The organism is Demequina muriae (assembly GCF_030418295.1).
GTDB lineage: Bacteria > Actinomycetota > Actinomycetes > Actinomycetales > Demequinaceae > Demequina > Demequina muriae.
Genome location: NZ_JAUHQA010000001.1, coordinates 1,091,543 through 1,104,161, shown reverse-complemented (window position 1 = coordinate 1,104,161; position 12,619 = coordinate 1,091,543). Strand labels below are relative to the sequence as shown.

At 68.5% G+C, this 12,619-nt stretch carries 13 protein-coding genes; 9 read left to right on the top strand and 4 right to left on the bottom strand.

The features are described 5' to 3' along the window. Positions 1 to 17 precede the first annotated feature (17 nt). Positions 18 to 1,595, top strand: a complete 1,578-nt coding sequence (gene mmsA, locus QQX02_RS05140) for a multiple monosaccharide ABC transporter ATP-binding protein (RefSeq protein ID WP_301141670.1) — start codon at positions 18 to 20, stop codon at positions 1,593 to 1,595. Further along, positions 1,592 to 2,770 (top strand): multiple monosaccharide ABC transporter permease, encoded by a 1,179-nt coding sequence (mmsB, locus tag QQX02_RS05135; RefSeq protein ID WP_301141669.1) that lies wholly within the window; start codon positions 1,592 to 1,594, stop codon positions 2,768 to 2,770. Before mmsA ends, mmsB begins: the two co-directional genes overlap by 4 nt. 75 nt (positions 2,771 to 2,845) lie before the next feature. Here mmsB and QQX02_RS05130 read toward each other — a convergent pair whose 3' ends face one another. Further along, complete coding sequence (locus QQX02_RS05130; RefSeq protein ID WP_301141668.1) at positions 2,846 to 3,616, bottom strand: SDR family NAD(P)-dependent oxidoreductase; 771 nt, start codon at positions 3,614 to 3,616, stop codon at positions 2,846 to 2,848. 184 nt (positions 3,617 to 3,800) lie between these two features. Here QQX02_RS05130 and QQX02_RS05125 point away from each other — a divergent pair, with 184 nt between their 5' ends. The 7 genes from QQX02_RS05125 to QQX02_RS05095 all read left to right on the top strand — a co-directional run bounded on the left by QQX02_RS05125 (position 3,801) and on the right by QQX02_RS05095 (position 8,695). Beyond that, positions 3,801 to 4,289 (top strand): beta-class carbonic anhydrase, encoded by a 489-nt coding sequence (locus tag QQX02_RS05125; RefSeq protein ID WP_301141667.1) that lies wholly within the window; start codon positions 3,801 to 3,803, stop codon positions 4,287 to 4,289. A 273-nt stretch (positions 4,290 to 4,562) separates the two neighbouring features. Continuing rightward, positions 4,563 to 4,811 carry a DUF1232 domain-containing protein gene (locus tag QQX02_RS05120; protein ID WP_301141666.1) on the top strand — a complete coding sequence of 83 codons (249 nt, stop codon included), beginning with the start codon at positions 4,563 to 4,565 and terminating at the stop codon, positions 4,809 to 4,811. 52 nt (positions 4,812 to 4,863) lie between these two features. Continuing rightward, a complete protein-coding gene (locus tag QQX02_RS05115) occupies positions 4,864 to 5,601 on the top strand; it encodes a flavodoxin family protein (RefSeq protein WP_301141665.1) in 738 nt (245 codons plus the stop codon). A gap of 53 nt (positions 5,602 to 5,654) precedes the next feature. Then, entirely contained in the window at positions 5,655 to 6,155 is a 501-nt protein-coding gene (locus QQX02_RS05110; RefSeq protein ID WP_301141664.1) for a GyrI-like domain-containing protein, read from the top strand. A gap of 51 nt (positions 6,156 to 6,206) precedes the next feature. Then, positions 6,207 to 7,001: a LamB/YcsF family protein gene (locus QQX02_RS05105; RefSeq protein ID WP_301141663.1), complete on the top strand. Its 795-nt coding sequence runs from the start codon at positions 6,207 to 6,209 to the stop codon at positions 6,999 to 7,001. A 21-nt stretch (positions 7,002 to 7,022) separates the two neighbouring features. Beyond that, positions 7,023 to 7,763: a 5-oxoprolinase subunit B family protein gene (locus QQX02_RS05100; RefSeq protein WP_301141662.1), complete on the top strand. Its 741-nt coding sequence runs from the start codon at positions 7,023 to 7,025 to the stop codon at positions 7,761 to 7,763. Further along, entirely contained in the window at positions 7,760 to 8,695 is a 936-nt protein-coding gene (locus QQX02_RS05095) for a 5-oxoprolinase subunit C family protein (RefSeq protein ID WP_301141661.1), read from the top strand. Before QQX02_RS05100 ends, QQX02_RS05095 begins: the two co-directional genes overlap by 4 nt. A gap of 12 nt (positions 8,696 to 8,707) precedes the next feature. On the opposite strand, the gene QQX02_RS05090 is transcribed toward QQX02_RS05095, so the two are convergent. From QQX02_RS05090 to QQX02_RS05080, 3 genes are all read right to left on the bottom strand, one after another. Continuing rightward, the gene (locus tag QQX02_RS05090; RefSeq protein WP_301141659.1) at positions 8,708 to 10,468 is read right to left on the bottom strand and encodes a BCCT family transporter; all 1,761 of its coding nucleotides are present in this window, start codon (positions 10,466 to 10,468) and stop codon (positions 8,708 to 8,710) included. 97 nt (positions 10,469 to 10,565) lie between these two features. Then, entirely contained in the window at positions 10,566 to 11,183 is a 618-nt protein-coding gene (locus tag QQX02_RS05085) for a Pr6Pr family membrane protein (RefSeq protein ID WP_301141658.1), read from the bottom strand. A gap of 9 nt (positions 11,184 to 11,192) precedes the next feature. Further along, positions 11,193 to 12,539 (bottom strand): APC family permease, encoded by a 1,347-nt coding sequence (locus QQX02_RS05080; RefSeq protein ID WP_301141657.1) that lies wholly within the window; start codon positions 12,537 to 12,539, stop codon positions 11,193 to 11,195. Positions 12,540 to 12,619 lie beyond the last annotated feature (80 nt).

Sequence of the window (12,619 nt, the reverse complement as noted above, 5' to 3'; positions counted from 1 at the left end):
ATCAATGGAGAGGACCGATGGCTCGCAATATTCTGGAGATGCGCAAGATCTCCAAGACGTTTCCGGGCGTGAAGGCGCTGTCCGACGTGGAGCTCCACGTCGAAGAGGGCGAGATTCACGCCATCTGTGGTGAGAACGGAGCCGGCAAGTCGACTCTGATGAAGGTGCTCTCCGGGGTCTACCCGCACGGCACCTACGAGGGCGACATCATCTATGACGGTGAAGAGGCCCGGTTCGCGAGCATCAATGAGTCAGAGCACGCAGGTGTGGTGATCATCCACCAGGAGCTCGCGCTCGTTCCGCACCTCACCGTCGCGGAGAACATCTTCCTCGGCAATGAGCGTCGCAACCGAGTGGGACTCATCGACTGGAACCGCGCCAACCACGAGGCCAAAGAGCTCATGGACCAGGTGGGGCTCCACGAGAACCCCGTCACGCCCGTCGGCCAGCTCGGCGTGGGCAAGCAGCAGCTGATCGAGATCGCCAAGGCGCTGTCCAAGGACGTGCGCCTGCTCATTCTCGACGAGCCCACCGCGGCGCTCAACGACTCTGACTCGGCTCACCTGCTCGAGCTCCTGCGCACGCTGAAGAAGCGCGGCATCACGTCGATCATGATCTCCCACAAGCTGGGCGAGATCGAAGCCATCGCCGACCGCACCACGATCATTCGTGACGGCGAGACGATCGAGACCATCGACATGTCCGAGAAGGAGTCCACTCAGGACCGCATCATCCGCGGCATGGTGGGTCGCGATCTCGAGCACCGCTATCCCGAACGCATCGACCACGAGATCGGCGAGGAACTGTTCCGGGTCGAGGACTGGACCGTGCATCACCCCACCCAGCCGGGTCGCATCGTCGTCGACGGAGCAAGCTTCAATGTCCGCGCCGGCGAAGTGGTCGGCATCGCGGGACTGATGGGCGCCGGCCGCACCGAGCTCGCGATGAGCCTGTTCGGACGTACGTACGGCAGCCACGCCACCGGTCGGGTGTTCAAGAACGGTGAGCAGATCCAGACCCGTTCCGTCTCCGAGTCGATCCGCAATGGCATCGCGTACGCCACCGAGGACCGCAAGAAGTACGGCCTCAACCTCATCGAAGACGTGCGCCGCAACATCTCCTCTGCCGCTCTGTTCAAGCTCACCAACCGGGGCTGGGTCAACGGCAACGAGGAGCTCAAGGTGGCGGAGCAGTACCGCGACTCGATGAACATCAAGACCCCGTCGGTGCTGCAGAAGGCAGGCAACCTGTCCGGCGGCAACCAGCAGAAGGTCGTGCTGAGCAAGTGGATGTACACCGACGCCGACGTGATGATCCTCGATGAGCCCACGCGCGGCATCGACGTGGGCGCCAAGTTCGAGATCTACACGATCGTCAACAAGCTGGCGGCAGAGGGCAAGGGCGTGATCGTCATCTCGTCCGAGCTGCCCGAGCTGCTCGGCACCTGTGACCGCATCTACACGCTGGCCTTCGGGCGCATCACCGGTGTCATGGACGCCAAGGACGCCACGCCAGAAGCAATGATGACTCTGATGACCCAGGAGAGAGACGCTGCGACCCCTGCGGGCGCCAGCGCTGAGGAGAACGACTCATGACCGGGATTTCCAACATCCGCGAGCTGTTGACTCGCAACCTTCGCCAGAGCGGCATCGTGGTGGCCTTCGTGGCGATCATCGCGCTGTTCACCGCCCTGACGGACGGCAAGCTGCTCGATCCGGGCAACCTGACGAACATCGTCCTCCAGTACGCGCACATCCTGGTGCTGGCCATCGGCATGGTGATCGTCATCATCGGTGGACACATCGATCTGTCGGTGGGCTCGATCGCGGCTCTCGCCGGAGGCGTCGCCGCAGTGCTGCTGATCAAGGAAGGTCAGCCCTGGTACGTGGGTGTGCTCGCGGCCATCGGCGTGGGCATCCTGGCGGGTGCGTGGCAAGGCTTCTGGGTGGCCTTCGTGGGCATCCCCGCCTTCATCACCACCCTGGCCGGCATGCTGCTGTTCCGAGGCCTCACGTTCCGCGTCCTCGAGAACGTCTCGCTGTCGCCGTTCCCGACCGAGTACGGCAAGATCTCCAACGGGTTCCAGAACGGGCTCTTCGGCGGACCAGGCTATGACGTCTTCACGCTGGTGATCTTCGCGATCGCCGTCGCGGGCTACGTCGTCGGTCAGTTCCGCGCCCGCCGCGCCGCGATCGCGTACAAGCAGGATGTCGCGGCGACGCCGCTGTTCATCCTGAAGCTGGTCGCCGTCGGCGCGGTCGTCATGTGGTTCGCCTGGCAGCTCGCCAACTCGCGCGGTCTTCCGAACGTGCTGATCATCCTGGCCGTCCTCGTGATCGTCTACACGCTGGTGACCACTCGCACGGTGTTCGGCCGCCACGTCTACGCGATCGGTGGCAACCTGACCGCCGCGACGCTCTCCGGCGTCAAGGTCAAGTGGGTCAACTTCGGCATCATGCTGAACATGGGATTCCTCGCCGGTGTGGCGGGCGTGATCTTCTCGTCCCGCACCAACGGCGCACAGCCGGGAGCCGGCAACCTGTTCGAGCTCGACGCGATCGCCGCCGCGTTCATCGGTGGCGCTGCCGTCACCGGTGGTGTGGGCCGCGTGACCGGTGCGATCGTCGGTGGTCTGATCATGGCCGTGATGACCAACGGCATGCAGCTCCTCGGAGCCGAGCAGTCCACCCAGTACCTCGTCAAGGGCATGGTGCTGCTGCTGGCAGTCGCCTTCGACGTGTGGAACAAGCGCCGCGCAGGAGCCCGCTAGCTCAGCGACAACCCTGACACCGCATCGGCCCTTCGCCTCTCACCGAGGTGGAGGGCCGATGCGCGTCCTGGCTCCCTAGGGAAGCACCACGCCTGTCACCTTGATGAGCTCGTAGACAAGGGCGTCTCGCGCCTCGGCGTCCCGGACCGTCGGGTTTGGCTCGAGCTGCTCGCGACGCTTGAGGTAGCGGCCGGTCGTGGTCGCGTCCGGCTCGTCGGAGTCAGCGAGCCACACTTGGGTCTCGGCGCCGAGCTCGACGGGGTCCCACGCCTCGGCCCCGCCCATGCGGGTGCGGATCCAGCCGGGGTCGACGACGTTGACTGCAGAGTCCGGGTTGAGCGCCGCAATCTCGATCGCGAGCATCGACAGCTGCAGCTTGGAATCCGAGTAGGCCTGCATGCCGTTCCACTCGCGGGTGGAGCCCTGGAGGTCGTACGGGTGCCAGTGACCATTCGCCTCGAGCCCGGACGTCAGATAGATCATGCGCTTCGCGACCGGCATGAGGGCAGTCAGAAGGTAGGGAGCCACCACATTGACCTGGTAGATGCGCTCGATGCCATCTGCGGTGGTGACGCGTTCGGGAGCGTCACCACCGAGCCCCGCGTTGTGAATGATCGCGTCGTAGGGCCCCTGCTCGTTCGCGGCGGCGGCGAGCGCCGTCGTCTGCTCGATGCTCGCCAGGTCGCCGGTGAGAACTGCCGTGGCGCCAGGGTTCGCGGCGAGCGCGGCGGAGGCCCGGTCGTCGTCGCGAGCGTGGAGGATGACCTCGTGGCCGAGATCGAGAAGCTGGCGGGCGCACTCGGCGCCGATGCCCTGGGAGGATCCGGTGATGAAGATGCGTGACATGCGCCCATGGTGGCACGGGGCGAAAGGGGGCCGAGGCCGCACAACACCGGCACGGCACACATCGGCCAGAGCAGTACGGCCTCGGTGACTCCAGGGTACGCGTCGCCAGCAGCGGTGCACCGGCCTTGCGTCCCGGATCGGGCAGAATATCCGGTGAACGTCCACCCCGGGCCCAGGAGAGCACATGAGCATCGCCGACGAGCTGATCCAGAACAACGCGACCTACGCGGAGTCCTACCTTCCCGACCGTCCGCTGCCCCCGCGCCGCAAGCTGGCGGTCGTCGCGTGCATGGACTCCCGCCTCGACACCTTCGCGATGCTCGGGCTCGAGGTGGGCGACGCGCACGTGATGCGGAACGCTGGCGGAGTCATCACCGACGACATGATCCGTTCGCTGGTGATCTCGCAGCGCAAGCTCGGCACGCGCGAGATCATCCTCATCCACCACACGGACTGCGGCGCGCTGACGTTCACCGACGACGAGCTGCGCAACGAGCTCCTCGACGAGACCGGCCTCAAGCCCACGTGGTCGCCCGAGTCCTTCAAGGACCTCGACGCGGACCTGCGCCAGTCCATCGCGCGCCTGCGCAACAACCCGTTCCTGGTGGACGCGTCCCAGGTGCGCGGCTTCGTGTTCGACGTGCACTCGGGGCTGCTGCGCGAGGTCGTCTAGCCAGTTCCCGGACGGCGCGCGCTGCGTTGTCCTCCTGACCACTTCTCGGACCCGGCTGAGTGCTGCGTTGTGCTCGTGGCCGCATCGGCCGGGCTGCCGAGCATGGCCCAGCCCGCGCATCGGCCGGTGCGCCGCGAACAGGCGGACCGGATCAACTGAGCGCCGCCGCGGTGTTCCTCACGTGTGGGCCCGCTCATGTCTCAGTTGATCCGTTCGCTGTGGACGCCCGGACCCCGGGTTACCGTAGAGACAGACCCCTCAGGAGGTGCGCCCATGTGGTGGAGGTTCTTCCAGGCCGTGCGCCGTGGCGAGCACAAGCTGTCGCCAGTGACGTGGCTCACCGCGATCGCCGCGGTGATCTACACGATCGTCCCCGTCGACCTCGTCCCCGAACTGTTCCTGGGCCCGTTGGGCCTCGTGGATGACCTGGGGTTCTGGGGCGTGGTCGTGATGCTCGCCACCCGCGAGAAGAACGCGTGGGAGGTCCAACAGCACCGCGGGGCCAGGGTCGTCGACGTCTGACGCGGAATAGAAGACGGCCGATGCGCGTGTCACCTTTCAGGAGGTGCCACCCATGTCCGACACGACCGCGCACGACTTCACCGGCCTCAAGGCCGTCTTCGTCAACACCACCCTGAAGCCGAGCCCCGCGCTCAGCCACACCCAGGGCCTGATGGAGGACGCCATCGCCATCATGGAGAGCCAAGGCGTGGAGGTGGACCAGATCCGCCTGGTCGACTACGACGTCGCCCCTGGGGTGAACCCCGACATGCGCGAGGACGTCCCGGGCGGCAATCAGGACGCAGACGATTGGCCGGAACTGTCCGAGCGCATTCTCGGCGCGGACATCCTCGTGATCGGCTCGCCCATCTGGCTGGGCGAGAAGTCCTCGGTCGCGACGCGCCTCATCGAGCGGCTCTACGGCCTCTCGGGCGAGACCAACGACCGCGGCCAGTCCCTGTTCTACGGCCGCACCGGGGGCGTGATCGTGACGGGCAACGAGGACGGAGCGAAGCACATCTCGATGAACCTGATCTACTCGCTGCAGCACCTCGGCTACGCGATCCCGCCCAACGCCGATGCGGCGTGGATAGGCGCCGTCGGCCCGGGCCCGTCCTACTTGGACGAGGGCAGCGGCGGACCGGAGACCGAGTTCACCCAGAAGAACATCACCTTCATGGCGTGGAACCTGATGCACATGGCGGCATGGCTCAAGGCGAGCGGAGGCTTCCCCGAGGGCGGCAACTCGGTGGAGGCGTGGAGCTCCGGCGAGCACTTCGGCCACCCCAACCCCGAGTACCGCTCGAGCTAGCAGTCGAGGCAAGAGCCCTGGTCACAGGCGTGGTGCGGGTCTAGCCTGGCGTCATGGCCGAGTTCAGGGTCGAGTGGCGCAAGGCCGTCGACTACATCGCGCTGCCGGTGCACACCACCATGGCGGAGCTGCCGGCGCGCGTGGGCCCGGCGATCGACGAGCTTGAGGCATACCTCGATCAACGCGGCGCCGAGCCCATCGGAGCAGGACTGTTCCGCTACCGCTCCGTGTCGGCCGAGGCTCCCTTCACCGTGGAGGTGGGCCAGGCGGTGGCCAACGTGCCGCGCGTCCGGGACCGCTACGTGGTGGGCCGCCTCGACGAGGGCCGGTATGCCGTGGCGACGCAGCGCGGCCCTTACGCATGGATCGGCGGCCTCACCCAGGAGCTCATGGAGTGGGGCGACGTGCAGGGCCTCGACTTCGCGGTCACACCCGGAGAAGGCACCCGCCCCGACGAGTGGGCGTGCTGGTACGAGGACTACGCCAACGACACGGTCGAGGGGCCCGTCGGCCTCGAAGGCACCGTCGACGTCTGTCTGCGGCTCCGGGAGTAGGCGCCGACCGCGCACGTGGTGCGGGCGCCCGACCCGCGCTACGTTGAGAGCGTGAGCGACGGAACAGTCATCGACCTGAACGCCGACCTGGGTGAGGGGTTCGGGCGCTGGTCGTTGACGGATGACGATGCCCTGCTCGAGTCCGTGACCAGTGCGAACGTGGCGTGTGGCTTCCACGGTGGGGATCCCGCGACGATGCGTCGGGTCTGTGCACGCGCCGCGCAGAGGGGCGTGGTGATCGGCGCCCAGGTGTCGTATCAGGACCTCGCCGGCTTCGGCCGTCGAGCGATGGACGTGCCTCCTGACGAGTTGTCCGCCGAGATCGCATATCAGATCGGCGCTCTCGAGGTCTTCGCGTCGGCGGCCGGGCCGGGCGTCGCCTACGTCAAGCCCCACGGAGCCCTGTACCACCGCGTGACGCACGACTCGAGGCAGGCCGCGGCCGTCATCGACGGAGTGCTCATCGCGTGCGAGGCCACGGGCCGCGACCTCGCCGTGCTCGGTCTGCCAGGGTCGCAGCTCCTAGAAGCCGCCGAGGCCGCTGGCCTCCCCACGGTCACTGAGGCGTTCGCTGACAGGGCCTACACCCCGAACGGGACGCTCGTGCCGCGCGCCGAGCATCGGGCTGTGGTCAAGGACCCCCGGCAGGTGGTGGAGCGCGCCCTGGCGATCGCCGCAGGGACGCCCCTCGTCGCGCACGACGGCTCGTCGCTGACAGTGACGGCTCGATCACTGTGCGTCCACGGCGACACCCCTGGAGCCGCTGCGCTCGCGGCCGATGTGCGACGCGCGCTGATCGACGCGGGCGTCGAGCTGCGGGCCTTCACCGACACCAGCGGCCGCTAGCGCGGCGACGGCGCTCGATCGATGGCTGAGGCGGTGCGGGTCGGCGATGTGGTGTCGCAGGTGCGGCGGGTGGGGGCCGATGCGCTGCTCGTCGAGTTCAGCGACCCCGCCTGGGTGACGGCCCTCGACGCCGAGGTGCGATCACGGTGGGGCGCGGCGGCCGAGAGGGCGGCGGCGGTGCACGTGGGGGACATCGTGCCCGCGGCGCGCACGCTGCTGCTCGACCGCATCGGGCTCGGGGGCCTTCATGATTCCGGGGCCGGCGCAGGTCTCGACGGCCACGTAGTGTTGGCCCCCGATGACCTGCTGCGCCTCATCCGCGAGCTGTCCTCGTGGGTGCTGTCGCCGCTTCAGGACCGCGCCGGCGCGATGGTCGACGTGCCGGTCGTGTTCGACGGACCCGACCTCGACGCCGTGGCGAGGATGTGGGACATGACCGCGCCGGAGGTCGTCGCCACCGTCGTGCAGTGCGAGTTCCAGGTGGCGTTCTGCGGCTTCTCGCCCGGCTTCGCCTACCTGTCCGGACTGCCGGAGGGCCGCGCCGTGCCCCGCCGGTCCTCCCCGCGCACGCGCGTCCCTGTCAACGCCTTCGGGCTCGCCGGGGAGTACGCAGGCGTCTACCCGCGCAGCTCGCCGGGCGGCTGGCAGCTGCTCGGCACGGCCGTCGGTGTCCAGCTCTGGGACGAGACCAGGGAGACGCCTGCGCTGCTCGCGCCGGGCACGCCGGTGCGAGTGGTCGAGCACGACGGAGCATCGACGTGAGCCCGGGCCTGGAGGTGCTGGACGCGGGCACGCTCACCACCGTTCAGGATCAGGGCAGGCCGGGGTTCGCGCATCTGGGCGTGCCGCGTGCCGGGGCGCTCGACGCCCCAGCCGCCGCGCTCGCCAACCGACTTGTGGGCAACGTGCCCGATGCTGCGGTCCTGGAGACCACGGCGACGGGGTGCGCATTGCGCGCCACCGGGCCGATGCTCGTCGCGGTCACCGGCGCTCCGTGCCGGGTGTTCGTCGGTCCGGTGCTCGGGGGGATGGCGCCGGCGCCTTTCGCGTCCCCGGTCCGGCTCGCCACGGGGCAGACGCTGGAGCTCGGCGCACCTGTGGGCGGTATGCGGAGCTATCTCGCGGTGAGGGGCGGGATCGCGTTCGATCCGGTGCTCGGCAGTCGTTCCACCGACACGCTCTCCGGCCTGGGCCCTCCGCCGCTCGCGGTGGGGGAGCTGGTGCCGGTCGGCGCCAGCGCGCCTGTGACGGACAGGGAGTTCGCCGCGCTGCGTGACGAGGCGCGGCGCGAGCGCACAGAGCCTGGTCGGGCGAACAGCCATGGTGACGCCCCGCCCGAGCAGGGCTCCCTGGTCCTGTCGATCAGGCTCGGGCCGCGCGAGGACTGGTTCACGGCGGATGCGCGTGAGGCACTGACGTCTATGCCATACACCGTGTCGGCGGACTCGAACCGGGTGGGGCTGCGTCTCACCGGGACGCCGCTCGACCGCGCGGTCGAGGGCGAGATCCCGAGCGAGGGCATGGTGCTCGGCGCGGTGCAGGTGCCGCCGTCAGGAGAGCCGGTCGTGTTCCTGGCGGATCACCCGACCACCGGCGGCTACCCGGTGGTCGGCGTGGTCGACGCATCGGGGATCGCCGCCGCCGCTCAGGCGCGACCCGGGGACACGGTGAGGTTCGCGGTCATCGCGGACTGATCTCGGGCTGCCTTAGCGCTCCTCGCCGTCCTCGGGCAGCGGCCGCACGATGTGATCCGTCTGATGACGCTCGTAGTCCGGGTCCGTCGCATCGGGCTCGCCGTCCCCGCGAGGCTTCCGGCGGCCGGGCCAATGAGGCAGGTGCGGCGCATGAGGAAGGTGGGTGCGCGAGCCTTCCGGGTCCACGTCGTCGGTGGCCGCTGCGAGCCCGTACGACTCCCCGACCCTCTCCGTGATGTGGTCCGCGAACTCCGCCCGGTTGGCGCTCAGGTACGTGCGATGCTCGCGTCTGAACGCCTTGAGCGTCGCCGCGCACATCGCCAGCATCACGAACGAGAACGGCAGCGCCGTGATGATCGCGGCGGTCTGCAGCGCGTTGAGTCCGCCGGCGACCAGCAGGGCGATGGCGACCAGCGCGGTCGTGCTCGCCCAGAACACGCGCAGCCAGCGCCGGGGACTGTCGTTGCCCCCCGAGGTGAGCATCGACAGCACCAGGGATCCCGAGTCGGAGCTGGTCACGAAGAACACGGCGATCAGCACGATGGCCCCGAACGACGCGACGGCCCCGCCGGGCAGCCCGTCCAGGAGCTGGAAGAGCGAACCCGTGTAGTCGATGGTGCCGTCAGCCGCGATGAAGCGCCCGTCGCCATACAACTGGTCGTACAGCGCCGAGCCGCCCAAGACGGAGAACCAAAGGAACGTGACGAAGGCGGGCACGAGCAGCACGCCCCACACGAACTCGCGCACGGTGCGTCCCTTGGAGACGCGCGCGATGAAGACGCCCACGAACGGCGCCCAGGAGATCCACCAGCCCCAGTAGAACGTGGTCCAATCGGCCTGCCACATGGCGCCGGCGTCGCCTTGGAAGGCGGACACGTTGAAGCTCAGGCCGATGAAGTTCTGGATGTACGAGCCGATGGACTGCACGAACTCCCGCAGCAGGAACACCGTCGGCCCGCTCGTCAGCACGTAGAGCAGTAGCACGCCGGCGAGGGCGAGGTTGATGTTGGACAGCCACTTCATGCCGCGCTCGAGGCCGGTGACGAGCGAGAAGATCGTGATGATGGTGATCACGATGATGAGCACGATCTGGGTGGTGGTGCTCGGCTCGGCGATGCCGGTGGTGCCCAGGCCGGACGAGATCTGCTGGACGCCCAGGCCCAGGGAGGTCGCAACGCCGAACAGCGTGCCCACCACTGCGGTCACGTCGATGACGTTGCCCCAGGCGCCGTGGATGCGCTTGCCCAGCAGCGGCTCGAGCGCGTAGCGGATCGACACGGGGCGCCCCTTGCGGTGCACGGCGTACGCGATCGCGATGCCCACCACGATGTAGATCGACCACGCATGGACGCCCCAGTGGAGGAACGTCTGCGACATGGCCTGCTGGGCGATCGCCTCGGGCGCGCCGGTGACTCCGGGGCGGGGAGACGCGAAGTGGGCCAGGGGCTCGGACACGCCGTAGAACACGAGCCCGATGCCCATGCCCGCGGCGAAGAGCAGCGCGAACCACGAGAACATCGAGAACTGCGGCTTCTCCCCGTCCTTGCCGAGCGTGATGCTCCCGAACTTGCTGAAGCCGATGAAGAGCGCGAACGCGACGAAGAAGGCCGCGATCAGCACGTAGTACCAGCCGAACGCGCCGATGATCTCGCTCTGAATGGTGGCGAAGGCGCTCTCCGCTGCGCCGGGCGCGACGATGGCGAAGAGGGCGAAGCCCAGAATGATGACGGCGGAGGGCCAGAACACCCACGTCGCGAGGGTCTTCTTGGTCATGGGCTCGTGGGCGACAGAGGTAGTGGTGGCCATCGTTCTCGCGCCGGGGGACAGACGGCGCGCTCTCCCTTCGAGATCCACCGTAGCGCCCCTCCTGCTAGAGCGGCGGTCCTGCGGGAGTGACGACCCGCCACCGCGTGAGCTGGAACATCGCGGCCCCGGCGAGCACCCCCGCCGCCACGATCCCCACGAGCACCACGACGACGGGACCGTAGCCGTCCACAGGGTCGAGGAACGGGTACGGCACCCACCCGTCAGTCGCGCCCCGCACCATCACGACTCCGAGCCACACCAGGGGGTACAGCGCCGGCGCCCATGCCCACCGCAGCGAGATCGGGCGCCGCGGACCCTCCAGCAGCCAGTCGATGAGCACCACGACCCCGCTCACGGCATGAATGATCGCGTTCGCCCAGGGGTGAGCGACTTCGTCGATGGTGGGCCACAGCAGGATCCAGTAGACGTTCACCACGATGAGGAGATACACGACGGCCGATGCGCGGGCCAGTTCGAGCCACAGCGGCCGGTCGCGCGCGGTGGAGCGCAGGGCGACGAGCAGCACGCCGGCGGCGATGAGGTTGGTCTGGTTGGTGAAGTACCCGAAGTAGTCGAGAAAGAGGAAGTCGCCGCTGCGGATCTCGGTGATGAGGTTGGCGGAGATCGCGGCCAGGATCGCGAGGGGTGTGAGCGCCCGCCACACGCGCACCGCAGTCGTCATGCGGAGATGCTAGCTGCGCCCGGACTCGTCGGACGACGACGTCTCGTGGTCCTGCTCGTCATCCTGCTCCGGGTGGGTCCGCAGATACCAGGCCTCGAGCGCATAGACGAGCCCCACCCCCGCGAACGCTCCCTCGATCACCCACGGCGCCTCCTGCCCCCGAACCACGGCGAAGGCGGTCAGCACGACGGCATCCGCGATCAGCGCGCTCACCAGCACCCAGGCCTTCGCCTCCACGTCGTGGCGCAGCCGCCGCAGCACGCCCCAGTGGATGACCATGTCCATCACGAGATAGAAGATGATTCCCACGGCGGCGATCTGCCCCATGTCGAGAGCGACCGCGAGCACCGCGGCGACCACCCCCAGGTAGACCAGCATGTGGTGGCGCACGTCTCCGGGCATCCCGAAGTGGCGGTGGGGAATCATCCGCATGTCGGTGACCATGGTCAGCATGCGCGAGACGGCGAACATCGAGGAGATCAGGCCGGTGACGCACGCGACTACGGCGACCACCACGGTCGCCCACATGCCCCACTGCCCAAGTGCCGGGCGCGCGGCCTCCGCGAGCGAGTAGTCCTGCGCCTCGACGATCTCGTCGACGCTCAGCGAGGACCCCGCCCCGATGGCCACGATCACGTACACCACGGCGCACAGCACCAGCGAGATGACGATGGCGCGGCCCACGTTGCGCGAGGGGTTCTCGAGCTCGCCGCCCGAGTTCGTGATGGTCGTGAACCCCTTGTACGCGAGCACGCCCAGTCCGGTGGCGGCGATGAAGCCGGCCACCGAGGTGCCCGCCGTGAGGCCCTCGGAGCCCGCCTCGTAGGACCAGCCCGACGCGGCCAGCGCGGCGATCGCGAGCAGCCCGATGCCGCCGATCTTCACCACTGCCCCGACGGTCTGCATCCAGCCGATCGCTTCGTTGCGTGCGAGGTTGATGGCCACGGCGCCAGCTATCACCGCGACGGCCAGCACGGGGACGATCCAGCCGGCGGCGTCCCCGAACGGAACCGTCAGGTACGTGCCGAACGTGCGTGCCACCAGGGCTTGATTGAGCACCATGGACAGCGCCATCAGCATCGCGGACCCCGCGGCGACGGCCGTGCGCCCATACGCCTGCGTGAGGATCATCGCGACTCCGCCGGACGACGGGTTCGCGCGGGTCATCTTGACGTAGGTGTACGCGCCGAGCCCCGCGACGCCGGCGGCGGTCAGGAAGGCGAGTGGGAACAGCGGCCCCGCGAGCGCCGCGACCTGGCCGGTGAGGGCGAAGATGCCCGCGCCGACCATGACGCCGGTGCCCATCGCGACCGCGCCTCGCAGGGAGAGCGATCCCTCCCGATAGCTGTCAGCCATATACCGACTCCGACGCGCATCGGCCCTGGGCTATTCCCGGCACGCCCCAGCGGGACGGCCGATGCGCGGGCCGGCTGAGC

Excerpts from the sequence above, each read along its gene's own strand:
- QQX02_RS05130 (WP_301141668.1), bottom strand. The coding sequence starts at position 3,616 with ATGTCACGCATCTTCATCACCGGATCCTCCCAGGGCATCGGCGCCGAG.
- QQX02_RS05110 (WP_301141664.1), top strand. The coding sequence starts at position 5,655 with ATGGCCGAGTTCAGGGTCGAGTGGCGCAAGGCCGTCGACTACATCGCG.
- QQX02_RS05080 (WP_301141657.1), bottom strand. The coding sequence starts at position 12,539 with ATGGCTGACAGCTATCGGGAGGGATCGCTCTCCCTGCGAGGCGCGGTC.
- QQX02_RS05100 (WP_301141662.1), top strand. The coding sequence starts at position 7,023 with ATGGCTGAGGCGGTGCGGGTCGGCGATGTGGTGTCGCAGGTGCGGCGG.
- QQX02_RS05115 (WP_301141665.1), top strand. The coding sequence starts at position 4,864 with ATGTCCGACACGACCGCGCACGACTTCACCGGCCTCAAGGCCGTCTTC.
- mmsB (WP_301141669.1), top strand. The coding sequence starts at position 1,592 with ATGACCGGGATTTCCAACATCCGCGAGCTGTTGACTCGCAACCTTCGC.
- QQX02_RS05085 (WP_301141658.1), bottom strand. The coding sequence starts at position 11,183 with ATGACGACTGCGGTGCGCGTGTGGCGGGCGCTCACACCCCTCGCGATC.
- QQX02_RS05090 (WP_301141659.1), bottom strand. The coding sequence starts at position 10,468 with ATGACCAAGAAGACCCTCGCGACGTGGGTGTTCTGGCCCTCCGCCGTC.
- mmsA (WP_301141670.1), top strand. The coding sequence starts at position 18 with ATGGCTCGCAATATTCTGGAGATGCGCAAGATCTCCAAGACGTTTCCG.
- QQX02_RS05125 (WP_301141667.1), top strand. The coding sequence starts at position 3,801 with ATGAGCATCGCCGACGAGCTGATCCAGAACAACGCGACCTACGCGGAG.
- QQX02_RS05120 (WP_301141666.1), top strand. The coding sequence starts at position 4,563 with ATGTGGTGGAGGTTCTTCCAGGCCGTGCGCCGTGGCGAGCACAAGCTG.